Source organism: Stenotrophomonas sp. STEN013, from assembly GCF_056760355.1.
Genome location: NZ_JBRREO010000004.1, coordinates 1 through 23,876 on the forward strand (window position 1 = coordinate 1; position 23,876 = coordinate 23,876).

Consider the following 23,876-nt stretch of genomic DNA (forward strand, 5'->3'; position numbering starts at 1 on the left):
AAACACCTGCCACATGCCACGAAAGTGCAACATTAGAAACATAAAACACCACATGTCACTGAATTATATATATTTTTAAGGACTGTGGATCCAGTCCATCATCGGGGCGACGGACAGGCGCAGCGAGGCGGCGTAACGGGTAGTGGAAATGGGCGACAGGGGCATGGGCGGATACGCGATTTCGTGGCCCGCCGGTCGTGGAGGCGACCGGCAGCGAAGAACAAGGGGGAACAAAGAGTAAACGACACGCCTGAACCCCGTTGGCACAGGACGCGCCAGCGCCGCTTCGAACCGGTATCGCGCAATCGCAACAACGACAATCCACGACACGCCGCGGACCGCGATGGAAACGGCGAAAATCCGCGTGCATCGGGCCGATGGTGACAACACCGCCGCGCAGGTATCGTTGCGGTCCGGTCATTCCGTATTTCCCTCCCGCGCTGCGAGACTGCCCAGTCAACCTGCCCCACTTTTCCTATGAGTACACCCGTGGACATCGCCACTTCCGCGTCACCTCCCGACTTGGTGAGCGGTCTTTCCGAGGCGCAGCGCGATAGCGTTCTTTCACAGATGCGACGGGTGGAGCTGCACAAGGGCGAACACCTGGTGCGCCAGGGCGACAGCGCCGACCACGTCTATTACGTGCTGCGTGGGCGCTTCGAGGTCTTGCTCGATGGCCGGCATCTGGTGGCCGAGATCGGTGCCGGCGAGCCGGTCGGGGAGATCGCGTTCTTCGGCGGCCTGAGCCGCACTGCCGATGTGGTGGCCAGCCGTGATTCGGAAGTACTGGAACTGAGCCGCGAGAATTTTGACCGCCTGGCGGCGGCCCAACCGGACTTCATCCAGTCGATCCTGCGCACGCTGGGGCGACGGCTGGCAGCCACCACCGCCGCCGCATCGGCGCTGGCACCACGCATCGCCGATGCTGTCGGCCTGTGTGCGGCCGGCCAGTCGGCAGTACCCGAATCACTGGTGGCCGATCTGGTGCAGGCGCTGCGCGACAGCGGCAGCCGCGTCTGCGTGCTGCGCGCCCGTGACCTGCCTGGCGATGTGGCCGCGGACGATGAGCGCCTGATGTCGCAGTGGCTGGGGGGGCAGGAACAGCGCGGCAGCACACTGCTGCTGGTCAGTGGTGACGGCAACCCGGCATGGGATCGCGCCGCGCTGCGTCACTGCGACCACCTGCTGCTGTGTGGCCGGCTGGATGAAGCCAACGCCGGCCCGGTGGCGCTGGGCGAGCTGGAGCGTTACGCCGCCCCTCTGTTCCGCCCACGCCAGACCAGCCTGCTGTTGTGGCGGGAGCAGTCCGGCACGGCCATCGCCCATACCCGGCACTGGCTGCAGGGGCGTGCGCTGCACCTGCATCACCATGTCGCGTTGGACCGGCCAGGTGACTTCGGCCGTGTTGCCCGCCTGCTGACCGGACGGGCGCTGGGCGCCGTGCTCGGCGGCGGCGGCGCGCTGGGGGCCGGGCACATCGGTACCCTACGCGCCCTGGGCGAAGCCGGCGTTGAGCTGGACATCATCGGCGGCACCTCGATCGGCTCGGTGGTTGCCCACGCCTACGCGGCCGGCGACGACGCCCATGCGATGCTGGCCGACTACGAGCATTTCTTCATCAAGCGCAAGGCGCTGGGGCGCTTCACCCTGCCCTGGTACAGCCTGCTCGATCACCGCCATCTGGATGCCTGCATGCAGGACCAGCTGGGTGATTCACGCCTGGAAGACCTGCCACTGAACTTCTTCGCGGTCGGCGCCAACCTCTCCACCAACGAACTGGAGGTGGTGCGGCACGGGCTGTCCCGGCACGCGCTGCGCATTTCCACCGCGATCCCGGTGGCGTTGCCGCCATGGATCAACGCGCAGGGCCAGGTGCTGGTCGATGGCGGGGTCATGAACAACGTGCCGATCTCTGTGATGCGCGCGATCAAGAGCGGTCCGAACATGGTCTCGATGCTCTCTCCGGGCAACGAATGGCAGGTCAAGAGCGCCTATGAGCGCGTGCCCTCGCGGCTGGCGCTGGCCTGGCAGCTGCTGCGCGGGCAGCGCAGGGACGATGACTTCCCGCGTCTGGGCGAAGTGGCGGCACGTTCGATGCAGATCACCTCCGGGCGCATGCTGCGCGGCACAGGGCTGGGCAGCGATCTGCTGCTCAAACCGCCGGCCGTGCCGGGCATGGGCTTGCTGAACTTCAAACTCGGCCGCGCGCAGGAGCAGGCCGGTTACGAGTACACGCGCCGCTTCCTGGACAAGGCCGGTGGCCTGGAAGGCATCCAGGCCTGGCAGCGCGGTGAAGTCATGCCCGAATTCGAGGACTGACCACCCTCAGGGCAGCGGCCCGAACACCAGCAATCCGCCCAGCCACAACGCCTTGCACAGCACGTGCAGCAGCTGGTCCAGGTTGTAGCTGATACGGCGGCCACACTTGAGGTCGTCGATCAGCCAATGGCTGGCCGTCTCCAGCACGCCCAGCAGCAGACTGCCAGTGATCAGCGCGACCGCGCCGCCGTGGATCACCGCATGTGCGCCCAGCGCCTGGTACCACGGCACACCCTGCATCGGCGAAAAGCGGCTCTTGGCTCGGGCCAGGAATTCGCCCTGCAACGGGTAATCGGCCACCGCATGGCCGAGGATCAACAGCAGGAACGTCTGGAGGATGTCGTAGGGGGCCATCTGCGCACACGGCTCGGGCTAGGTCTGGAGTCTGGCACTACTTGGCGGTGGCAGTGAAGATGCCATCCCACTGCGCCGGCGGTTGAGCCCGCAACTGCTCGAGCCGGTCCGCATACCGGTCATGCAATGCAGCCAGCGAGGCGGCGACGGGGAATTCGCGCAGCACCTGCAACGCCATAGCGGCCGCATCGAACTCGGCCGCACGGTACCGCGCCAGCATGTGCGCATGCGCCTGCGCGTACTGCTGGAATGCCGGGTCGGCAACCAGGTCGGCATTTCCCAGCAGCGCATGCAACACCACCGGCTCACTGCGCCCCACCACCCGGACCCGGTCGACTTCGATGAAGGCCAGATCGGTGGCCTGCATTTTCACCGCCCCGGTGACCAGCACCGTGACGCCGTAGAACTTGGTCAACCCCTCCACGCGCGAGGCCAGATTGACTGTGTCGCCGATGGCCGAATAGGAAAAGCGTTGTTGCGAACCGAGATTGCCGACGCAGGCCTCGCCGGTATTCAGTCCGATCCCGATGCGGATCGCCACGCCACTTTCACGGTTGAGCGCATCCACCGCGGCCACCATGCCCAGTGCCGCCAGGCACGCCTTGCGCGGATGCGCGGCGATATCCACCGGTGCGTTCCAGAACGCCATGATCGCATCGCCGATGTACTTGTCGATGGTGGCCTCATGGGCCAGCAGCACATCGGTCATCGGCGTGAGATAGCGGTTGAGCAGCGAGGTGAGTGCGTCAGGCGACAGGTTTTCCGACAGCGCGGTGAAGCCACGGATATCGGAGAACAGCACGGTGATCGGGCGGCTCTCGCCACCAAGTTTCAACGCCTGGGCGTCGTGCGAGAGCCGCTCCACCAGCGCCGGCGACAGGTATCGCCCGAACGCCGAGCGCACGAAGCGCTTTTCCCGGTTGCCGATGAACAGCAACGTCGGCAGCAGGGTCAGGAACACCGCCAACAGACACAGCACGGCCGGCAGCGGATCCAGCAGCCAGGCGTGCCGGCGGTACGCCCACCATGCGCCGCCGAGCACCGCGACCAGCAATCCCAGCAACACCGCCGAAGACAGCAGCGGACGACTGCCGTTGAGTACCAGCAACAACAGCAGCGTGCCCAGCACCGCCACCAGCACCTCGGCACCGCGCGCCCAGTCCGGGCGCTGCAGGAACTGCTGGTTCAAGGCCTGGTCGATCAGCTCGGCATGCACGTTGACACCCGGCGCGGCCGACGCCAGAGGCGTGGCGACGATATCGCGCAGACCGATCGCCGAGGTCCCCACCAGCACGATGCGCCCCTCCACCTTGGCCGCCAACCTCGCCGCGTCGGACTGCAGCAGCTGCCATGCCGGAATCACGCTCATGTGCGGCATGCCCGAGTAATGCAGGCGCAGATGCCCATGCCCGGAGGCCGGCAACTCCAGCGCGCCCACCTTCACCGACATCAGCGCCAGCGGCCCGCCGCCGCGTTCGCCACTGGCATCGGTGGAGCGCAATACCAGGCCCGACGCACCCTGCGCCACGCGCAGCGCCTCCACACCGAGACCGGGATACAGCTGGCCCGCGGCCGCGGTCACCAGCGGCATCGAACGGATGATGTTGTCGTGGGCCGGCGGAAACGAAAAACTGCCAAGGCCGCTGGCGGCCGCGGTCAGCACCGGCAGATTGGACAGGCCGCCCCGGACGGCCGGCAGGTACTGGCGCGGATCGGTCCCGGCAAAGGACAGCCCGGCCAGCGGCGGTGGCAGCTCACGGCCGACTTCATCGGCCGGCGCCACCCCCATCACCACGGGGTGACGGACGATGGCCGCGGCGAACAGCGCATCGTTGTCCAGCGCCAGCTGCGGCGGCAGGCGGATATCCAGCCCCTGCGCGCGCAACCGCTGCAGCTGTGGCCCCAGCGAGGTGCGATCGGGTTCGGTGAACACCATGTCAAAAGCGATGGCGGCCGCGCCCAGCTGGCCGGCGGTGTCGACCAGCTGCCCGATCTGGTCGCGCGGCCACGGCCATTGGCCGACCCGCTGCAGCGAGGCCTCATCGATATCCACCACCACCACGCCCGGGTCGGCCGAAGCCGTGCGCGGCGCGCTGCGCTGGAAGGCATCGAACAGCAGGTCCGACAGTCGCGCCAGGCCATCGCGCAGCACCACGTCCGCCACCAGTGTCAGCAGCAGTACCAGCACACCGGCGAAGAACAGCCGGGCCTTGCCCGGGCGCAGTGGCCGCGCGTTTGCCGCTCTGATCATCGACCGCCGCTCACTTGGCAGCGCCGGCATCACGGGTACCGCCGAAAATACCGCTGGCCGACCATTCGCCCTCCTCGACCTGGAAGGTGCCGAACATCGCCGCAGCCTTGTCCTCGCCATCGCTGGCGAAACCGGCGCTGTAGCCGCCACTGAGCGAACTGTTCTGGTCGTCCATCAGGCTTCCCGCAAAGGCGCCATCGGGTGTGCCCGGCAATGCCATGGTGTTGATATCCAGATTGCGGTCGCCAAAGGTGCGTCCATCGAAGTTGCTGATCTGGAGGCTGCCGGTGCCGGTGGCGAAATCCACGGTCGCGCTGAAGTCGCCCCGGACGGTACGGGTATCGGAGACGCCATCGCTCACCGCTCCGAGCGCATGGCCGCTGTAGCTGGCGACGATATCGGTGGGCAGCTGCGCAGCGGGAGTGACGTTGCCCACGATCCAGTAGCCGTGCTCGGCGCTGTACTCGGTGCCGTTGGTGGGCACGAGCGCCTCCCAGTGGCCCCAGCTTAGGTAGTCGCAGTCACACAGCAACGCCGGTTCGACCGCCACCTGCAGGGTGCCGTAGCTGTTGCTGGCGCCGTACTCGGTGTTGGACACGTACTGGCCATCGACGACCTCGTAGGCCGCACCCTCCCACTGCATCGGTGCGATGCGCGCGGAGAACGTTCCGGCGGTCACATCGAAAACCAGCTGTGCGCTGCCGCCGAGGGCCGCACGGCCACCACTGAAGCTCGACGCGAAGCCACTGTACGTGCCTGTCAGCGTTTGCAACGGAGGCTCGGGCTCCGGCTCGGGCTCCGGCTCCGGCTCCGGCTCGGGCTCGGGCTCGGGCTCGGGCTCGGGCTCCGGCTCCGGCTCCGGCTCCGGCTCCGGCTCCGGCTCCGGCTCCGGCTCCGGCTCCGGCTCCGGCTCCGGCTCCGGCTCAGGCTCAGGCTCCGGCTCCGGCTCCGGCTCCGGCTCCGGCTCCGGCTCAGGCTCAGGCTCCGGCTCCGGCTCAGGCTCAGGCTCGGGCTCGGGCTCGGGCTCCGGCTCCGGCTCCGGCTCGGGCTCCGGCACGGGCTCCGGCACGGCTGCGATGTCGCCATAGGTGGCGGCCAACGTCAGCTCGTCGCTGTCCGGGGTGCTGCCGCCACCGACCTGCTCTGGCGTACGGCTGCGGTCGGCCGGATCCATCGCCATCGGCGCGCCGCTGAATCCGGCCAGGCCACTGGGATTGCCGTCCAGCCCTTCGGCATCGCCCATCGGCGGATTGGGCGAGTCGGGAACGGCTCCCGGCGACAGCGGGGGCAGATCACCCCGGTAAGTGGCCCGGCCATCCGTGCCGACCACCATCGACGTCCCGGCCTGGCTCAGATTGCCGGAGTACCCGTCATTGCCGGTCCAATCGATGCGATCCCCATAGACCAGATCGACGCGCAGCCGATCGCCGATGAGCATATCCACCACCGCCCCGCGGATGCCGGCCGTGCCCACCGGGGTGGTGATGGAGACACCGCCCTTGGCTTTGGAGGCCGCTCCTCCGACAAACCGCAGGATGCCGCGGCTGGCACTGGCCGCCAGTCGGGCGCTGCCCTTGGCCGGGTCGTAGACGAAGCGGTCGATGACCAGCGACGAGCGCGGGCCCACGGTGAAGCTGCTGCCATCGGCCAGCAGGATCTGCACCGCACCCTTGTCGTCGGTCTCGAAGCGCTGGTCGCGCAGCACGTGGTCGCCCAGCCGCACCTGGCGCATGGCGGCGGTTCCGCTCTGGCTGCGCGCCGCCGGCGACACCGCGGCGGTCACGCCGACCTGCGGCTGCTGGGCGAACGCCGGGGGCAACAGTACGGCCGCCTTGAGCAGGACGATCACCGGAAGATATTTGGCCGCCATGTCGTGTCCTCAGAAGCTCTGTGTCAGCGAAAACCCGACGAAGCGGTTGCTGTAATCGCGGATCTGGTAGTTCGAATGCACCGTGCGCCAGCCGGCGAAGAACTGCAGCTCGGAGCTGTCGCGTAGCGGAATGGTCTGCACCAGCTGCAGCATCAGTTCGTTGCCCTTCTGCACATGGCGCCGGTCCACCACCGGCATCGGCGCGTCATTGCGGCGGCGGCCCACCTGCCCCAGCAGCGCCAGCGTCCAGGACTGCTGGCCAGCAGCAGCTGGCGCGGCAAAACGGTGGCTCAGGCCGGCAGTGAGCCGCGGTTCCCAGTAGGCGTTGTAACCGGCGCGTGCCTCACGGCGCTCGACACCGGGGCCGATCACCCATTGCCAGTCGGCAGCGTGCTGGCGGGTGTAACTCACGCTGGCGCGATAGCGCTGGCCGGAGAACTCCGCCGCGCTGGCCTGGGCCGGTGGCGGGGTGTAGTGCTCATCGCGGTAGTCGAGGTTCACCGCCAGCGCCGCCTCGCGTCCAACCGGCTGCCGGTAGGCCAGCGCCAGTCCATCCGACTGCATGTAACGCGCGCCCTGCAGCCACATCTGTCCGGTGACCGCGCTTAGCGACAGGCGCGCATCGCGCAGTCCCAGCCGGCTGAGCGAGAAATCCGGCCCCACCCGCAGCTCCAGCACCTGGCTGTCGAGCCGGTCCAGTTCGCGATAGCGATTGCCCGAGCCGCCCAGCGACACATCCAGGCGGTCGCCGTGGCGCGACAGCAGATGCCGGTAGCGCAGATTCGCCCCCAGCTGGCCGCTCAGGTCGCTGGCCGCACGCGACTCGGGCGACAGCAGGAAATCCAGGCCGTTGAGGGAAATCGAGTTCACATCCGGCGCAGCGTTGGCATTGCTTTCCCAGCGGCTGCCGAGCATCACGCGCCCGGAGAACCCGCTGCGTTGCCGCTTGCCGGCATCGATCACCGCCAGATAGCCCTCGACCTTGATCCGCACCGGCTCGGGCGTATCGGTCCGCGCCAGCACCGCGTCAAACAGCGTGCGGGCCTGGGGATAGGCGCCCAGCCGGAAGTACAGCGCGGCCAGTTCCAGCTGCAGCCGCGGCGTGGCCGGATGCTGCACCAGCAGACGTTCATAGGTGCCGATGGCCGCTTCGTAGTCGCCCACGCGTGTGGACAGCACCGCGTAAGCAAAACCGGTATCGACATCGGCCGGGTTGGCGAGGATCTTCTGGAACAGCGCGCGACGCTGCTCCTCCAGCTGCGGCACCTCGGCGGCCGGCACCGAGGGCGGCAGGTTGTAGGAACGGTGCTGCGCCCAGCTGGTGCCGATTGAAACACAGCACAGCGCTGCCGCCAGCAACACCGTCCGCGCTCGCCCCCTGCGTGCTGCAGATACCGGTGCTGCCTGGCGGCGGCACTGTCCCCCCATGCGTGTCCTGCTCACATCCACCTCCCCACCGCGCGCTCCAACCACTGTCGGCCGACAGCGCAGGGCGCAGCGTGCGCGGAGTGTAGGGAACCGGCGTAAGAGCCCGGCCGACGCCCCGCTCATCCGGCCGCCTGATGGACGCCATGTAGGCCCGGCGGCGGGTCAGGACGCGACATCTTGCACGGCGCCCCCTCGGCCCGCGGCTGTCGGCAAACGGGCGGAGCCATGGGCAATTCATCGCGCGGTGCGTCGCAGATGATGGCCGACGTGCAGTGAAACGCAGCTGGCCGAAACGCGAAGTGCGGGCGGGTTACCCGGCCCGCTGTGCCGGGGCCCGGAAATCCGGCGGGTGATGCATCCACCGCGATGCACCCGGGTCGACCTGCCAATCCCGGGCGGGCGCCGCTCCAGCCTTTGCCGTGCAAATGCACGGGGCGGTGCCGCCGAGCCATCAATGCGCCGGCAAGGCCGTCCCCTGCAGGATTGCGGCAACGACGATGCCGGCAAGGCGGGCGGCAGTTTGATGCCGCCCGCGCTGGCGTCAGAACGCCTTCTCGAGGTTCATCGACACCCCATGGTCCTTGCCATCGCTGCCATACATCCCGCGGTACTCCAGGCGGGTGCTCCAGCCATCATCGGTGCGGAACACGCTCCCCAGGTTGATCACCAGGCGATTGCGGTCGAACCCGTTGAAATCCGCCTGGTAAACCGGTCCGAAGCCGTCTGCGTACTGCAGCAGGGCCAAGCTGTCGGCGCTGAAGTCGTGCTGATACTCCACCCGCAGCTGCGGCTGCAGCAGGCCCCACGTGGTCGGCCTGCGGAACTCCATCCTCAGGCCGAGCGTGCCGCTGTTGCTGTCGAAGTCCATGCGGTCGTAGCGCAGCGCGTAGACCGCATCGCCCTGCTCGGCATAGGCATCCAGTGCGGTACGCGCCAGGTCCAGTCGTCCATACGGGGAGAACAGCAGGGCATCGCCACCGAATTCGCCACTGAAGGTCAGCGACCCGAACCACTGGCTGCCATCGCGCTGGCCATGCAGGTTGGTACCGCTGACGGCTGCACGCGCCATCCGGTAGTCCAACTGCTGGAAGCCGACCATGCCATCCAGGTAGTACACCTGCCCCGGGTGGTAGCTGGCGTAAAGGAACGCCACCTTGGTCTTGGCATCCAGCCGCGCCCCGTCATTGCCGACGTCGGTACGGTCGCGGCCGTAGCCGGCGCCGGCACCCGCCGCGAGCGACGGCCAGAACCGGTAGTCCACGCCTGCGCTGAGGCCATCGGTTTCGAAATCCAACGCATCGCGTCCGGCACGCGCATCCACATTGCCCGAACGCACGCTGCCACCGACCCAGGTTCCCAGCGCCAGCCCACCCTTGCCTCCGCGTTCGCGGGCGTTCGCGGTTCCCTGCATCGTAGTACCCGATGGATCGTATGTGCCGGAAGGTCCGCCAACCGGCATCGCCGCACAGCTGCGCTCGTCCGGATTCTGCAGGTCGGGGACGCAGGCCCTGTTGAAGGACATGCTCAACTGGTTGGCAAAGCCACGCCCATCCGTTTGCCGGTGCAGGCTTTCCATGCGACGCAGGACGTTCATCGTCTGCGCCTCCGCGAACCGGCGGCTGGTGGCCTGCTGGGCTTCGATCAGTCCACGGACCTGGGGATCCTGGCTGGGATCGGGGCGCGCATTGATGTTGACCGTGTAGGCACGGGTACCACTGAAGCCCAGCGCGTCGGTCACCTGCACGGTGAACGCGTAGGCGCCGGCCACGTTCGGCGTGCCGCTGAGGACACCGTTGGCAGCCAGGCTCACGCCCGTGGGCAGCGCACCCGTGCCGATCGCATAGGTGTAGGGCGCGGTGCCGCCGGCACCGGCCATGGCCTGCTGGTACGGCACGAACAACAGGCCATTGGGCAGCGTCGCCGGATCGACGACGATCGTCGGTGCCGACAGCGCGAGCGTGTAGGCATGGGTGACGGTACCGGCGCTGCCGGTGGTGCTGTCGGTGGCGGTGATGCTGAAGCCGAAACTGCCGGCGACCGTCGGCGTACCGCTCAGCGTGCCGGTGCTGGCGTTGAGCGCCAGGCCCGCCGGCAACGCACCGGCGCTCACCGCATAGGTGTACGGGGCGATACCGTTGCTCGCGGCGAAGGTCTGGCTGTAGCCGCTGCCCGCGGTGCCACCCGGCAGTGCGCCGGCCGCCGGGGTCAGGGCCAGGTTGGGCGCGGCGACGGTCAACACATAGGCATTGCCGACCGTGGCCGCGGTGCCACCGGTGCTGTCGGTGACGGTCACGCCCAGGTTGAACGTACCCGCCTGTGTCGGCGTGCCGGCGAAGGTGCCGGTCGCGGCATTGAAGGTGATGCCGGCCGGCAGCGTGCCGGTCAACGTCGGGGTGTACGGCGCGATACCGCCGCTGATGGTCAACGCCTGCGAGTAGACCGTGCCAGCGACGGCGCCCGGCAGCGTCGCCGGGGTCAGGGTCAGGGTCGGCACCGCTACCACAACCGCGTACGCCTGGGAGCCACTCTGGCCGAACGCGTCGGTTGCGGTGACGGTGAAATTGAACGTACCCGCCACCGTGGGCGTGCCCGACAGTGCGCCGGCCGCGGACAGTGCCGTACCCGTGGGCAGGCTGCCGGCGGTGACGGTGAAGGCGTAGGGGGCGACACCACCGGTCGCGCTCAGCGCCTGGCTGTATGCCAGGCCGGCAGTGGTATCGGGCAGCGTCGCCGGGGCGAGCGTGACGGTCGGCGCCGACACATTGAAGATGTAGCTCTGCTGCACGGTGAACGGCGCACCGGTCCCCGTCGTGCCGGCATCGGTCGCGGTGATCTGCACGGTGTAACTACCCGGCTGCGCCGGCGTGCCCGACACCGTGCCGGCGTTGAGCGTCAGCCCCGGCGGCAGGGTGCCGGTCACCGTGTAGGTGTATGGACCGGCACCACCGCTTGCGCTGAAGGCCTGGCTGTAGGCGGTGCCGTAGGTCAGGTTGAAGGTGGTCGAGGCTGGTGCCAGCGCCAGGGTCGGTGCGGCGACCGCCAGCGTGAACGCCTGGCCCGCCGTGTTCGGACCGTTGCCGGTACTGCTGTCGGTGGCCAAGACATTCAGGTTGAAGCTGCCCACCTGGGTCGGCATGCCCGACACCGTCACCGTATTGGCGGTGGTACCGGTCACCGACAGGCCGGCTGGCAGGTTGCTGACCTGGAAGGCGGACCACGGCGGCGCACCGCCGCTGAAGGTGAAAGTCTGGGTGTACGACACACCCACCGTGGCAACAAAACCACCGCCCGGGGTGATCGTGATCACCGGATCCTGCACGGTCACGCTCACCGTGGCCTGTGCCGAGGTGCCGCCGCTGTTGGCCGCGGTGTAGGTGAAACTGTCGGGACCGGCGTAGCCGGCGGTTGGCTGGTAGGTGATCGTGGTACCGCTGACCAGTGCCGTGCCGTGGGCCGGCGGGGTCGCGATCGCGAGCGAGGTCGGCGCGCCGCCCGACAGGCTCAGCGGCACGCTGGTGGCCGCCGCGTCGTAGGCGACGGTCAGCGACACCGGGTTGGCGACCGGCGGGGCGTCGATCACGGTGAGCGCATACGCCTGCGTCGCCGTGTACGGGCCGGTGCCGGTGCTGCTGTCGGTGGCGGTGACGCTGATGTTGAACGTGCCATGCGCCGTCGGCGTGCCGGTGATGGCGCCGGTCGAGGCATTGAGCGTCAACCCGCCCGGCAGCGCGCCGGCGGTGACCGCGTAGCTGTAAGGCGCGGTGCCCCCCGAGGCGGCGGTGATGGTGGCCGAGTACGGCGTACCCAGCGTGCCGTCCGCCAGCGTGGTCGCCGGCAGCGAGATCGTCGGCGACGCGATGGTCACGGTGTAGGCCTGCGAGCCGGAGAACGGGCCCGGGAACGGGCTGCTGTCAGTCGCGGTGATGGTGGCATTGAACGTGCCACCGGCGGTCGGCGTGCCGCTGAGCACACCCGCCGGGGACAGGGTCAGGCCGGCCGGCAGCGCGCCGGCGGTGACGGCGTAGCTGTACGGCGCGGCGCCGCCGCTGGCGCCCAGCGCCTGGCTGTAGGCTGCCGCCACCGTGCCGTTGGGCACTGTCGCCGGACTCACCGTCACCGGCACTTCGTCGTTGCTGATGGTGCCGACGCCCTGGTTGCCGCTGATCGTCGCGTTGGTCGCGCCGCTCAGGTTGACGAAGAAGGTCTCGTTCGCCTCGGGCACGGTCTCACCGATCACCGGCACGGTGATGGTGCGGGTGGTCTGGCCCGGGGTGAAGGTCAGGCTACCGCTGGTGCTGGTGTAGTCGGCCGGCTGCGTGGCCGTGCCGTCTGCGGTGGCGTAATTGACGGTGACGGTCCGGCTGCTGGCGGCGCTGAGGGTCACGGTGAACACCGCGCTGGTCGTACCGCTGTTGCCCTCGGCGACGGTGACGTCATCGATCGACATGCTCGGCATCGGGTCGTCGTTCTGGATCGTGCCGACGCCCTGGCCATCGAACACAACCGCGTTGGTCACGCTGGTGATGTTGACGAAGAAGGTTTCGGTGTTTTCGTCCAGCAGGTCGCCGTTGACCAGCACGGTGAAGGTGTAGGTGCTGCTGCCGGCCGGGATGGTCTGGCCGGTGAGCGACTGGGCGATGTAGTCGGTACCCGCGGTGGCGCTGCCGTTGACGGTAGCGATGTTGAAGCTGACACCGCCCGGGCCGGCGGGCTGGTCCAGGCTGACCGTGAAGGTGAAGTTGGTGGTGCCGGCGTTGCCTTCGTTGAGCAGGATGTCGTTGATCGTCAGGGTCGGCAGATCGTCGTTGCGGATGGTGCCGGTGGCGCTGTTGGGCACGCCGACCGTGTAACCGGTGCCGGCGGCCAGGGTCAGGATGACGGTCTCGTCGGTCTCGATGGTCACGTCCGCGGTCGGGTTGACCGTGACCGTGCCGGTGGTGCTGCCCGCCGGGATGACCAGCGGCGAGGCGATGGTCGCGTAGTCGGTGCCGTTGGTGGCGGTGCCACCGACGGTGTAGTTGATCGACAGCGCCGAGAACGCCGCCTGGTCCAGGGTGAAGGTGTAGACCAGGTTGGGTGCGCCATCCTCGGCGACCGACGCAGGGGACACCGTGACGGTCACGCTCGGCACGTCGTCGTTGAGGAGGGTGCCAGTGGCGCTGGCCGGGACGCCGACGGTATAGCCGGCGCCTGCGGCAACGGTCAGGGTGACCGTTTCATCCGGTTCGACGGTGTCGTCGACGGTCGGGTCGATGGTGATGGTGGCGGTGGTCGCGCCGGCCGGGATGGTCACGGTGGCGACGCTGCCGGTGTAGTCGGTGCCTGCGGTGGCGGCACCGGTGGTGGTGATGTTGACCACCGTCGGCGAGGTCAGGTTGAGGCTGCGGGTAACCGTGTAGGTGAGGTTGGTCGCGCCATCCTCGCTGACCGACGCCGGCGATACAGCGATGCTCACGCTGGGCGACGGGCTGACAGTGAGGGTGTAGGTCTCAAGCTCGAAATAGCTGCCCGGGCCGGTGCTCGAATCGGTGACGCGGAGCGTGACCGGGTAGTTGCCGGGGGCCGCGGTGGCGGTGCCGCTGACCACGCCGGCGCTGGAAAGGGTGATGCCGGCCGGGAGACTGCCGGTTTCGAGCTGGTAGGTATAGGGGGCGACGCCACCATTGGTGGTCAGGGTCTGGGTGAACGCCACACCCTGGATGGCGGTGCCGCTGCCGGTGCCAAGGCTCAGGCTCGGATTCTGGACGGTGCCGGTGTAGCCCTTGTCGACGTACTGGGCGGTGGGCGTGGTCGAATCCGTCGAGCGCACGCTGAAACTGTAGGCGCCGCGCTGGGTCGGCATCCCGCTCAGGACACCGGCGCTGCTCAGGCTCACGCCAACCGGCAGGGTGCCGCTCTGCAGGCTGTAGGTGTAGGGTGCGAGACCGCCGGAGGAGGTCAGCGTCTGCGAGAACGGGGTGCCGGCGGTCACCGTCGGCAGCGCGCTGGGGGAGACGACGATCGACGAGGTGGCCGGGGTGATGGTGATGCTCACCTGGACGTCTCCGATACCATCGAGCGAGCCATCGGCGAACTCGAAAACATCGGTCGAACCGGCACCCGAGCCATTGTTGCTGTAGTCCAGGAACCACTGGCCACCGGTCTGCCGGAGCACAGCGGTGCCGTAGTCCTCGAAATCGGGGGTGCCGAAACTGCCGCCATCGATGGCGCCGATACCGCCGAAGCCGCTGGAGACTTCGCAGTCGGAAACGTTGATCGTGACCGATCCGCCGCTGACAACCGTCGCCGTCTGGGCCGGGCATTCACCGGAGGTGTGCTGGGCGCTGGCCAGCGCGGGCCACAGCAATGCCAGGCTGCACAACAGCAAGGGGAAGCCGAACGGGAACGGGCGATCGCCGCGGCGACGCATCAGAAGCTTCGAAAGCATGTGTATTTAAGTTTCCCCGGAAGTCCATTACCCAACGACGAACGGTCGTGCCGACCATTCGATGCGCACGTCGTGCTTTCCACCCGAACACGGCCCTGTCCCCGACCGCCCGGCTGGCCCGGCATGCAAGCCGGGTAGCCCAATATGAGAACAGCATCGCACAACCAGAGCAAGACCCCATGATAGTGGGCAGCCCATACGCCCCATCGGGACTTGTGGGGCGACCGGCGGCGCTTAAGAGTGCAGCGGCGCGGCACATGACGTGCGGCGCCCACCACCTGAGGGGAAGGATCACGATGAGCGAATTCTTCATCGGCGCCGGCGGCAACCAGCCGCATTCGAACATTCAGCCCTACACGACCATCAACTTCTGCATCGCGCTGAGCGGCATCTTCCCGTCTCGCGAATGACGTCGAGTTCCAAGGACAACGCAATCGCGTACCGTCTGGTCGCGCACACGTCCAACCCACTTCCGGAGCAAGACCCCAATGAGTACTCCGTACATCGGCGAGATCCGCATGCTCGGCTTCGGCACTCGCGCTGCCCCCAACAGCTGGCAGGCCTGCGACGGCAGCCTGCTGCCAATCTCCCTGTACGATGCGCTGTACACACTGATCGGCACCACCTAGGGCGGGTGACGGCCAGAGCACGTTTGCCGTTCCCGACATGCGCGGGCACAGGGGATGCGCCTGACCGCCAGGCCCGCAGCATCGCGGGCGACATTCTCGACACGTGGCAGTGGCGTGCCTAGGGCACCGCGCAGACGCAGCCAGCCACTGTGCGCGTGACGGTGCAGGTAGGGTTGTTCCAGCGGCTTGAGCAATGCCAGGATCGCCCACAGCAGCGCGGTCGCCAGCGTCGCGGCGACATACAGTCCGGCACCGGCGGCCAGGCCCACCGACGCCACCGCCCACAGACAGGCCGCCTTGGCCAGGCCGCGGATCACCTACTATCGCTGCAGGAACAGGATGGTGCCGGCACCGAGAAAGCCCACACCGCTGATCACCTGCGCGGCGATACGGGAGGGATCGAGCACCACATTCGGCCGCTCCAGCACATCGGCGAAACCGAAGGCCGACACGGTGATGGCCAGCGCCGAACCGACACAGACCAGCATGTGCGTGCGCAGCCCCGCCGCCCATTCCAGACGCCTGCGGTTGATGCCGATCAACCCGCCCAGCAGCGCCGCCAGCAACAGCCGCAGGCCGATTTCCCACCACTGGATCATGCTGCACTCCCGTTGTGGAGCGCGCGGCACAGCCGCCCGCTGGCCGGACCGGCAATGCGCACCACCGCTAGACTGTGCGCCAGCCCATATCAGGAAACAGTCGATGTACGCAAAAGACGTTGCGCTGCTGGTGGTGGATCTGCAGCCGGACTTCATGCCCGGTGGCGCGCTGCCCTGCCAGCAGGGCGATGCGATCGTCCCGGCGATCGCCCAGCTTCTGGCCTCGCGGTGCTATGCCACCGTCGTCGCCACCCAGGACTGGCATCCGGCCGATCACCTGTCCTTCGCCAGCCAGCACGGCGGACGCAAACCGTTCGAGCAGATCCTGCTGCATGGCCAGCCGCAGACGCTGTGGCCGGACCACTGCGTGCAAGGCTCCGCCGGCGCGGCGCTGGACGCGCGGGTGGACTGGCGTCATGCCGACCTGATCCTGCGCAAGGGCACGCAGCGCGAGGTGGATTCCTATAGCGCGTTCCGCGAGAACATCGGCCCGCACGGCGACCGGCCGGCGACCGGTCTGGCCGGCTGGTTGCACGAGCGCGGCATCGCCGAGGTGCATGTGTGCGGACTGGCCCGCGACTACTGCGTGCTGTGGAGCGCGCAGGACGCGGCGATCAGCGGCTTCCGTGTGCGCTTGCGATGGGAGTTGAGCCGGCCGGTGTCGAGCGAAAACGATGCCGCCACCCGTATCGCGCTGGAAGCGGCCGGGATCGACCTGCTCTGAAGCGGCGGCCGGCAGCGGTCCGCTCCGGCACCGCTCCCCCCCGATCACGACATCGGGCCGCACATCTCAGCGGAACACGACGGTGCGATGGCCGTTGAGCAGGATGCGGTGTTCGACATGGCGCCGCACCGCGCGGGCCAGCACCTGCGATTCGGTATCGCTGCCCAGCTGCACCAGATCGCGCGGCGTCATCGCATGATCCACCCGCGCCACGTCCTGCTCGATGATCGGACCTTCATCCAGATCGGAAGTCACATAGTGCGCGGTGGCACCGATGATCTTGACCCCGCGCGCATGCGCCTGGTGATACGGCTGCGCGCCCTTGAAGCTGGGCAGGAAGCTGTGGTGGATGTTGATCGCGCGCCCGGCCAGCGCCTGGCACAGCCGCGGTGACAGGATCTGCATGTAACGCGCCAGCACCACCAGGTCGATCCGCTCGCGTTCGACCAGGTCCAGCAACTGCTGCTCCTGCTCATCGCGGTTGTGCGCGTCCACCGGCAGATGATGGAATGGCACCCCGTAGGAACCGGACAACGCGGCAAAATCGGTGTGGTTGGAGGCCACCGCGGCGATGTCCACCTTCAGCTGGCGGCTGTGGGTACGGAACAGCAGATCGTTCAGGCAATGGCCCTGTTTGCTGACCAGCACCAGCAGGCGCGCCCGGCGGCGTGCATCGTGGAGCTCCCACTGCATTGCGAACTCTTCGCCCAGCGCCTGCAGACGCTCACGCACGGCCGGCGCATCCGCCACCGACCTCATGTCGAAATGCACGCGCAGGAAGAAGCGGCCGCTTTCCTCGTCACCGAATTGCTGGGCATCTAGGATGTTGCAGCCGGCCTCGAACAGCAGGCCGGAGACGCGGTAGACGATGCCGGTACGGTCCGGGCAGGACAGGGTGAGAATGTAATCGGGGCGCATAGCCGCTGGAGTCTAAGTCAGCGGCGTGCGGCCGCACGCAATGCTGACAACTGCAACCAAGCGCCCCCGCGCTCAGCCGGGACCGCGCACGCTCCAGCGCACCAGCCGGGCAACCAGCGGACGCACCAGTAGCACGCAGCCGAACGCCACCGGCATCGCCAGCGCGTAGGCGTGCAGGATGCGCGCCGGCAGCCCGCGATCCAGCCCGGTGTTGCTGGCGGTGATCACCGTGCACATCAGCAAGGCCATGATCGCGGCCATGTAGAAGGCGAACACCCAGGGCATCGCCCGTGGCGGCAGCCGCCAGTCACGCCGGGCCGGTGGCCTCACCCGAACACCCCGCGGGCACCGGCCGGCTCACAGCGCAGGTACTGTGGCGCCGGGACGACCTTGTCGCCCAGGGCGGCGGCGGCGTGCCACGGCCAACGCGGGTCGTAGAGGATGCCGCGGGCCAGTGCGATCGCGTCGGCCTGGCGGTCCTTGAGGATGGCCTCGGCCTGCTTTGGCTCGGTGATCAGCCCCACCGCGATCACCGGCATGGTCACCACGGCCTTGATCGCCGCGGCGAACGGCACCTGGTAGCCCGGGGCCACCGGAATCTGCTGCCGCCGGTCCAGACCGCCGCTGGAGACATGCAGGAACTGGCAGCCCCGGGCATCAAGCACCTGCGCCAATGCAATGCTCTGCGGCAGATCCCAGCCGCCGGCGACCCAGTCGGTGGCCGAGATCCGCACCCCCACACTGATCTTATCCGAGACCGCTTCACGCACCGCATCGAACACCCGCACCAGCAGGCGCAGGCGGTTCTCCAGCGAGCCGCCGTATTCGTCCTCGCGCTGGTTGCTCAGCGGCGACAGGAACTGGTGCAGCAGGTAGCCGTGCGCGGCGTGGATCTCGATCAGGTCCAGGCCGATCCGCTCGGCGCGGCGCGCCGCGGCGACAAACGCGGCGACCACCGCCTCGATGCCGGCCTCATCGAGCGCCTGCGGGAGCGGATCGCTGTCCAGATAGCCACAGGCCGACGGGGCCTGCGTCTGCCAGCCATGGGGATCGTCCGGCGACAGCGCCGCACCACCGTCCCACGGTCGCGCCGTGGAAGCCTTACGCCCGGCATGGGCCAGCTGTATCCCGATCGGCATCGGCGACCACTGCCGCACCGAGGCCAGCACTGCCGCCAGCGCCGCTTCGGTGGCGTCATCCCACAGGCCCAGGTCGGCCCAGCTGATGCGTCCTTCCGGCAGCACCGCGGTGGCTTCCAGGATCAGCAGGCCGGCGCCGGACTGCGCCAGCTGGCCCAGATGCATGCGGTGCCAGTCGTTGGCCAGCCCGTCGGTACTGGCGTACTGGCACATCGGGGCGATGACGATGCGGTTGGACAACGACAACGGGCCGAAGGTGATCGGCGAGAACAGCTGGCTCAAAACAGACTCACGGGCAGGAGAAAATGAGCGCTATTGCACTCCTGTGCGCGGCCGCGCACAACCACCGGGATGGATCACTGTTTCGCAAATTCCGTGTTCAGCCCGCTGGCGGGCGCCAGCCTCAGCGCCCGCCCGGCAACAGAAACGCCAGCGCCTGCGCGCAGGGCGCATGGATCTTGAGTTCGAGCAGGTCATCGGCACGGGTGCGCCCCAGGTTGATCGCGGCCACCGGCAGTCCGGCGCGGGCCGCGGCCTGCACGAAACGGAAGCCCGAATAGACCATCAGCGAGGACCCGACCACCAGCACCGCATCGGCCTGGCGCAGGTGCGCGTGCACCGCCTCCACCCGCGTGCGCGGCACGTTCTCGCCGAAGAACACCACATCCGGCTTGAGAATGCCGCCGCAGCGCTCGCAGGCCGGCACCTGGAAACCGGAGAAATCCGTGTCCAGATCGGCATCGCCATCCGGCGCGGTACCGGCCTGGCGCACCTCCCAGCCGGGATTGGCCTGGCGCAGGCGCTGCTGCAGGTGTTCGCGTGTGGAGCGCGCCTGGCAGCCCATGCAGCACACCGCGTCCAGGCGCCCGTGCAGATCGATCACCGTCCGGCTGCCGGCACGCTGGTGCAGGCCGTCCACATTCTGGGTCAGCAGCAGCTCGACCCGGCCCTCGGCCTCCAGCGCCGCCAGTGCGTGATGGGTGGCGTTGGGCCGGGCCAGACCGATACGCGGCCAGCCCAGCAGGCTGCGCGCCCAGTAGCGCTGGCGCGTGGCCGGCTCGGCCATGAACGCGCGGTAGTCCACCGGCGGCGTGCGCTTCCACTGCCCGTCGGCATCGCGGTAGTCCGGAATGCCCGAATCGGTGCTGCAACCGGCACCGGTCAGCACCAGCAGGCGCCGGTGCCGGGCGATGAACGCCGCCAGCCCGGGGGCCGGTGAGGTGGCCGGGATTCCGGCCGGAGCTGCCGATGCGCCGTCCACGTGTCCGGTCCGGTCAGCGCGGCAGCGCCGGCACCGCGGTCGGGTGGCCGTCATCGCCCAGCGCGATCATCACGAAGGTGCCCTTGGTGCACAGCTTGCGTTCGCCGCTGTGCAGGTCCTCGGTGACCAGCTCCACCTCCACGGTCATCGAGCTGCGCCCGACCCGCACCACCCGGCCGATGGTTTCCACCATCTGCCCGACCCGGATCGGCAGCTTGAAATCGACCTGGTCCGAACGCGCGGTCACCACCGTGTGGCGCGAATAGCGCGCGGCGGCCAGGAACGCGGCCTTGTCCATCCACGCCAGCGCCTGGCCACCGAACAGCGTGCCCATGTGGTTGGTGTGGTTGGGAAACACGATTTCCGCCATGCGGATCTCGGTGGGCGGGTTGGTGTCGGCAATCGGTGTCATGGCGATCCTGCAACGTACTGGCCCGCGGCGGCAGTGCCGCGGGCATCGGGGGAGAACCCGATTTTAAAACAGGCGATGTGACGGCTCAGAACGCCATGTCGAAGCTGACCTCGCCCTGCACCCCGACCTGGTAGGCCGAGGCGCGGCGCTCGAAGAAGTTGGTCAGCTCCTGCACGTCCTGCAGTTCCATGAACGGCAGCGGGTTGCGCACGTTGTACTTCTTCTCCATGCCCAGCTTGAGGAAGTGGTTGTCGGCGCAATGCTGCAGGTACTGGCGCATGTCACGGGTGGAGATGCCGGCCACACCGCCGGAGAGCACGTCTTCGGCGAACTGCACCTCGCACTCGATCGCCTCGGCCAGCATCGTGTAGACCTGCTGCTTCATTTCCTCGTCGAACAGGTCCGGCTCCTCCTCGCGCACGGTGCGCACGCATTCGAAGGCGAACTCCATGTGCGCGCTTTCATCGCGGAACACCCAGTTGGTGCCCGAGGCCAGCCCCGGCAGCAGCCCGCGCGAGCGGAAGTAGTACACGTAGGCGAACGCGGCAAAGAAGAACAGGCCTTCGATGCAGGCGGCAAAGCAGATCTGGTTGAGCAGGAACTGGCGACGCTGGGCGCGGGTTTCGATGCGCTTGAGATCCTGGATCGAGTCGATCCACTTGAAGCAGAAATCGGCCTTGGTCTTGATCGCCGGGATGTTCTCCACCGCCGCGAACGCCTTGGCGCGCTCGTCCGGATCGGGCAGGTAGTTGTCCAGCAGGGTCAGGTAGAACTGCACGTGCAGCGCCTCCTCGTACAGCTGGCGCGACAGGTACATGCGCGCCTCTGGCGCGTTGAGGTGCTGGTACAGGTTCAGCACCAGGTTGTTGGAGACGATCGAATCGCCGGTGGCGAAGAATGCGACCAGGCGGTGGATCAGGTGGCGGTCGGCCGGCGACATCTTGCCGTGCAGGTCGCTGATGTCGATCTGGAAGTTGATCTCCTCCACCGTCCACGAGTTCTTGATCGCGTTGCGGTACATCTCGTAGAAGTGCGGGTAGCGCATCGGGCGCAGGGTCAGCTCGAAACCGGGGTCTAGCAGCATCTGGCGGGTGGTGTCGGACATGGAAACCTTCTCTCTATTTTTTGCCGCTTTGCGGTGGAAGCAGGGGAAACGTGCACGCCGGCGCGGCCGTCAGCCGCGTGGCCGCCGCCCGGTCGCGGGCGGCGGTGCGAGCCGCCTTACTGGCAGGCCTCGCAGCTTTCCGGGTTCTCCAGCGAACAGGCCACCGCTTCGGCCGGCGCATAGCTGCTGACCGTGGTCTTGGCGATCCGGGTGGCCGGTCGCGAGCGCAGGTAGTAGGTGGTCTTGATGCCCTGCTTCCACGCGTACATGTACATGGACGACATCGCACCGATGTTCGGGCTTTCCATGAACAGGTTGAGCGAGGCGGACTGGTCGATGAAGGCGCCACGGTCGGCGGCCATGTCGATCAGCGCGCGCATCGGCAGTTCCCACGCGGTGCGGTACACCTGTCGCAGCGGCTCGGGGATCTGCGCCAGGTTCTGGATCGAGCCATCGGCCAGCTTGATCGCATCGCGCATTTCCGCCGTCCACAGGCCCAGCTGCTTGAGCTCGTCCACCAGATAGCGGTTGACCTGCAGGAAGTCGCCGGACAGCGTTTCGCGCTTGAACAGGTTGGACACCTGCGGCTCCACGCATTCGTAGCAGCCGGCGATCGAGGCGATGGTCGCGGTCGGGGCGATGGCGATCAGCAGCGAATTGCGCAGGCCGTGCTGCTGGATGCGCGCCCGCAATGCGTCCCAGCGCGCGACATCCACCGGGGCGATGTTCCAGGCGTCGAACTGCAGCGCGCCACTGGCCGCGCGGGTGTCGCTGAACGAGGGATGGCGGCCGCGCTCGATGGCCAGCTCGCAGGAGGTTTCCAGCGCGTGGAAGTAGATCGTCTCGGCGATCTGCCGGGACAGCGCCCGGGCCTGCTCCGAATCGAACGGCAGCCGCTTGCGGAAGAACACATCCTGCAGACCCATGCAGCCCAGGCCCACCGGGCGCCAGCGCAGGTTGCCGCGGCGGGCGGTTTCGATCGGATAGAAATTCAGGTCGATCACGCGGTCGAGCTGGCGCACGGCCAGGCGGACGGTTTCGGCCAGCTTTTCGAAATCGAAGTCACCGTGCGCGTCGAAGTGGTTGCCTAGGTTGATCGAACCCAGGTTGCACACCGCGGTCTCCTCGTCGGAGGTGATCTCCAGGATCTCGGTGCACAGGTTGGACAGGTGGATCACATTGCCCGGGCGCAGGGTCTGGTTGCTGGCCTTGTTGCACTTGTCCTTGAACGTCATCCAGCCGTTGCCGGTCTCGGCCAGGGTGCGCATCATCCGGCCGTACAGCTTGCGCGCGGAAATGCGCTTGGCCGCCTTGCCCTGCGTTTCGGCCTGCAGATAGGCGCGCTCGAACGCCTCGCCGTACAGGTCGGTCAGCTCCGGTACCACGCTCGGATCGAACAGCGACCATTCCTGGTCGGCTTCCACGCGGGCCATGAACAGGTCCGGCACCCAGTTGGCCAGGTTGAGGTTGTGGGTGCGGCGCGACTCGTCACCGGCGTTGTCGCGCAGCTCGAGGAAATCCTCGATGTCGGCGTGCCAGGTTTCCAGATAGACGCAGGCCGCGCCCTTGCGCTTGCCGCCCTGGTTGACCGCCGCCACAGAGGAATCGAGCGTCTTCAGCCACGGCACGATGCCGTTGGAATGGCCGTTGGTGGAGCGGATCAGCGAGCCGCGCGAGCGCACCCGCGAGTAGCTCACGCCGATGCCGCCACTGAACTTGGACAGCTGCGCGATATCGCCGTATCTGGCGTAGATCGACTCGAGCGAATCGCGCGGCGAATCCAGCAGGAAGCACGAGGACAGCTGCTCGTGCACGGTGCCGGAATTGAACAGGGTCGGGCTGGACGGCAGGTAATCCAGGCTGCCCATGCGCTGGTACAGCGCCAGCGCCTCGGGTACGTCTTCGCTCAACGCGCTGGCGATGCGCAGGAAGAACTGCTGCGGGGTCTCGATCACCTTGCGCGTGTGCGGATGGCGCAGCAGGTAGCGGTCATACAGCGTGCGCAGGCCGAAGTAGTCGAAGTTCAGGTCGTACTCGGGGTTGACCGCATCGTTGAGCTTGCGCGCGTTGATCTGCACGAAGCCCAGCAGCCGTTCGTTGATCAGGCCGACCTCGTGGCCGCGGGCGATGGACTGCGAGAACGCGTGGATCTCCTGCCCGGAGACTTCCTTGGCGATGAAGCTGGCCAGCAGGCGCGCGGCCAGGCGGCCGTACTCGGGCTCCTCGCCGATCAGCAGTGCGGCGGTGCGGATCGACAGCTCGTCCAGCTCCTGGGTGGTGGCGCCGTTGTACAGGCCGGAGATGGTGCGGGTGGCCACACGCATCGGATCGACCGCGTGCAGGCCCTCGCAGCAGCGCTGGATCGCGCGCACGATCTTGTTCAGGTCCACCGGCTCGACCACACCGTTGCGCTTGGTCACGCTCATCGCGGTGGCGGTCG

At 67.9% G+C, this 23,876-nt stretch carries 14 protein-coding genes and 3 pseudogenes; 4 read left to right on the forward strand and 13 right to left on the reverse strand.

Features of this window, described 5'->3' with window-relative positions; all coding sequences use genetic code 11:
* Positions 1-477: 477 nt before the first annotated feature.
* Positions 478-2,319, forward strand: coding sequence for a patatin-like phospholipase family protein (locus tag ACVOMH_RS09825; RefSeq protein ID WP_481551837.1), 1,842 nt, complete (start codon positions 478-480; stop codon positions 2,317-2,319).
* A gap of 6 nt (positions 2,320-2,325) precedes the next feature.
* Here ACVOMH_RS09825 and ACVOMH_RS09830 read toward each other — a convergent pair whose 3' ends face one another.
* From ACVOMH_RS09830 to ACVOMH_RS09850, 5 genes are all read right to left on the reverse strand, one after another.
* Complete coding sequence (locus ACVOMH_RS09830) at positions 2,326-2,673, reverse strand: DUF3307 domain-containing protein (RefSeq protein WP_481522577.1); 348 nt, start codon at positions 2,671-2,673, stop codon at positions 2,326-2,328.
* Positions 2,674-2,710: 37 nt separating this feature from the next.
* Positions 2,711-4,924 carry a CHASE2 domain-containing protein gene (locus ACVOMH_RS09835; RefSeq protein ID WP_481551838.1) on the reverse strand — a complete coding sequence of 738 codons (2,214 nt, stop codon included), beginning with the start codon at positions 4,922-4,924 and terminating at the stop codon, positions 2,711-2,713.
* A gap of 10 nt (positions 4,925-4,934) precedes the next feature.
* Entirely contained in the window at positions 4,935-6,794 is a 1,860-nt protein-coding gene (locus ACVOMH_RS09840) for a FecR family protein (protein WP_481551839.1), read from the reverse strand.
* A 9-nt stretch (positions 6,795-6,803) separates the two neighbouring features.
* Entirely contained in the window at positions 6,804-8,156 is a 1,353-nt protein-coding gene (locus ACVOMH_RS09845; protein WP_481551840.1) for a surface lipoprotein assembly modifier, read from the reverse strand.
* 607 nt (positions 8,157-8,763) lie between these two features.
* On the reverse strand, positions 8,764-14,649 hold the full coding sequence (locus ACVOMH_RS09850; protein ID WP_481551841.1) for a putative Ig domain-containing protein: 5,886 nt from the start codon (positions 14,647-14,649) through the stop codon (positions 8,764-8,766).
* A gap of 317 nt (positions 14,650-14,966) precedes the next feature.
* Between ACVOMH_RS09850 and ACVOMH_RS09855 the strand changes: the two are divergent.
* Positions 14,967-15,059 (forward strand): annotated as a pseudogene (locus ACVOMH_RS09855) (microcystin-dependent protein); the annotation flags it as partial.
* 78 nt (positions 15,060-15,137) lie between these two features.
* Positions 15,138-15,324 (forward strand): annotated as a pseudogene (locus tag ACVOMH_RS09860) (phage tail protein); the annotation flags it as partial.
* A gap of 139 nt (positions 15,325-15,463) precedes the next feature.
* Here ACVOMH_RS09860 and ACVOMH_RS09865 read toward each other — a convergent pair.
* Positions 15,464-16,033, reverse strand: a pseudogene (locus ACVOMH_RS09865) (MgtC/SapB family protein); the annotation flags it as partial.
* On the opposite strand from ACVOMH_RS09865, the gene ACVOMH_RS09870 reads away from it, so the two are divergent.
* A complete protein-coding gene (locus tag ACVOMH_RS09870) occupies positions 15,981-16,601 on the forward strand; it encodes a nicotinamidase (protein ID WP_481551842.1) in 621 nt (206 codons plus the stop codon). The pseudogene ACVOMH_RS09865 and the gene ACVOMH_RS09870 overlap by 53 nt on opposite strands.
* A gap of 66 nt (positions 16,602-16,667) precedes the next feature.
* Here the strand turns inward: ACVOMH_RS09870 and purU are convergent, their stop codons facing one another.
* The 7 genes from purU to ACVOMH_RS09905 all read right to left on the reverse strand — a co-directional run bounded on the left by purU (position 16,668) and on the right by ACVOMH_RS09905 (position 23,862).
* Positions 16,668-17,519: a formyltetrahydrofolate deformylase gene (gene purU / locus ACVOMH_RS09875; protein ID WP_481551843.1), complete on the reverse strand. Its 852-nt coding sequence runs from the start codon at positions 17,517-17,519 to the stop codon at positions 16,668-16,670.
* Positions 17,520-17,591: 72 nt separating this feature from the next.
* Entirely contained in the window at positions 17,592-17,849 is a 258-nt protein-coding gene (locus ACVOMH_RS09880) for a DUF2798 domain-containing protein (protein ID WP_481551844.1), read from the reverse strand.
* Positions 17,846-18,940, reverse strand: coding sequence for an NADH:flavin oxidoreductase/NADH oxidase (locus tag ACVOMH_RS09885; protein ID WP_481551845.1), 1,095 nt, complete (start codon positions 18,938-18,940; stop codon positions 17,846-17,848). The genes ACVOMH_RS09880 and ACVOMH_RS09885 overlap by 4 nt, the downstream gene beginning before the upstream one ends.
* Positions 18,941-19,061: 121 nt before the next feature.
* Complete coding sequence (locus ACVOMH_RS09890; protein WP_481551846.1) at positions 19,062-19,919, reverse strand: NAD-dependent protein deacetylase; 858 nt, start codon at positions 19,917-19,919, stop codon at positions 19,062-19,064.
* A 13-nt stretch (positions 19,920-19,932) separates the two neighbouring features.
* Positions 19,933-20,331 (reverse strand): acyl-CoA thioesterase, encoded by a 399-nt coding sequence (locus ACVOMH_RS09895; RefSeq protein WP_481522564.1) that lies wholly within the window; start codon positions 20,329-20,331, stop codon positions 19,933-19,935.
* 85 nt (positions 20,332-20,416) lie between these two features.
* Positions 20,417-21,436, reverse strand: a complete 1,020-nt coding sequence (locus tag ACVOMH_RS09900; RefSeq protein ID WP_054660712.1) for a ribonucleotide-diphosphate reductase subunit beta — start codon at positions 21,434-21,436, stop codon at positions 20,417-20,419.
* A gap of 116 nt (positions 21,437-21,552) precedes the next feature.
* A complete protein-coding gene (locus ACVOMH_RS09905; protein ID WP_481552027.1) occupies positions 21,553-23,862 on the reverse strand; it encodes a ribonucleoside-diphosphate reductase subunit alpha in 2,310 nt (769 codons plus the stop codon).
* Between the last annotated feature and the right edge of the window lie 14 nt (positions 23,863-23,876).

What these genes read in the sequence shown, in the direction of transcription:
- ACVOMH_RS09835 (WP_481551838.1), bottom strand. Translation starts at nt 4,924, where the DNA reads ATGATCAGAGCGGCAAACGCGCGGCCACTGCGCCCGGGCAAGGCCCGG.
- purU (WP_481551843.1), bottom strand. Translation starts at nt 17,519, where the DNA reads ATGCGCCCCGATTACATTCTCACCCTGTCCTGCCCGGACCGTACCGGC.
- ACVOMH_RS09900 (WP_054660712.1), bottom strand. Translation starts at nt 21,436, where the DNA reads ATGTCCGACACCACCCGCCAGATGCTGCTAGACCCCGGTTTCGAGCTG.
- ACVOMH_RS09895 (WP_481522564.1), bottom strand. Translation starts at nt 20,331, where the DNA reads ATGACACCGATTGCCGACACCAACCCGCCCACCGAGATCCGCATGGCG.
- ACVOMH_RS09825 (WP_481551837.1), top strand. Translation starts at nt 478, where the DNA reads ATGAGTACACCCGTGGACATCGCCACTTCCGCGTCACCTCCCGACTTG.
- ACVOMH_RS09830 (WP_481522577.1), bottom strand. Translation starts at nt 2,673, where the DNA reads ATGGCCCCCTACGACATCCTCCAGACGTTCCTGCTGTTGATCCTCGGC.
- ACVOMH_RS09840 (WP_481551839.1), bottom strand. Translation starts at nt 6,794, where the DNA reads ATGGCGGCCAAATATCTTCCGGTGATCGTCCTGCTCAAGGCGGCCGTA.
- ACVOMH_RS09870 (WP_481551842.1), top strand. Translation starts at nt 15,981, where the DNA reads ATGTACGCAAAAGACGTTGCGCTGCTGGTGGTGGATCTGCAGCCGGAC.
- ACVOMH_RS09905 (WP_481552027.1), bottom strand. Translation starts at nt 23,862, where the DNA reads ATGAGCGTGACCAAGCGCAACGGTGTGGTCGAGCCGGTGGACCTGAAC.
- ACVOMH_RS09850 (WP_481551841.1), bottom strand. Translation starts at nt 14,649, where the DNA reads ATGCTTTCGAAGCTTCTGATGCGTCGCCGCGGCGATCGCCCGTTCCCG.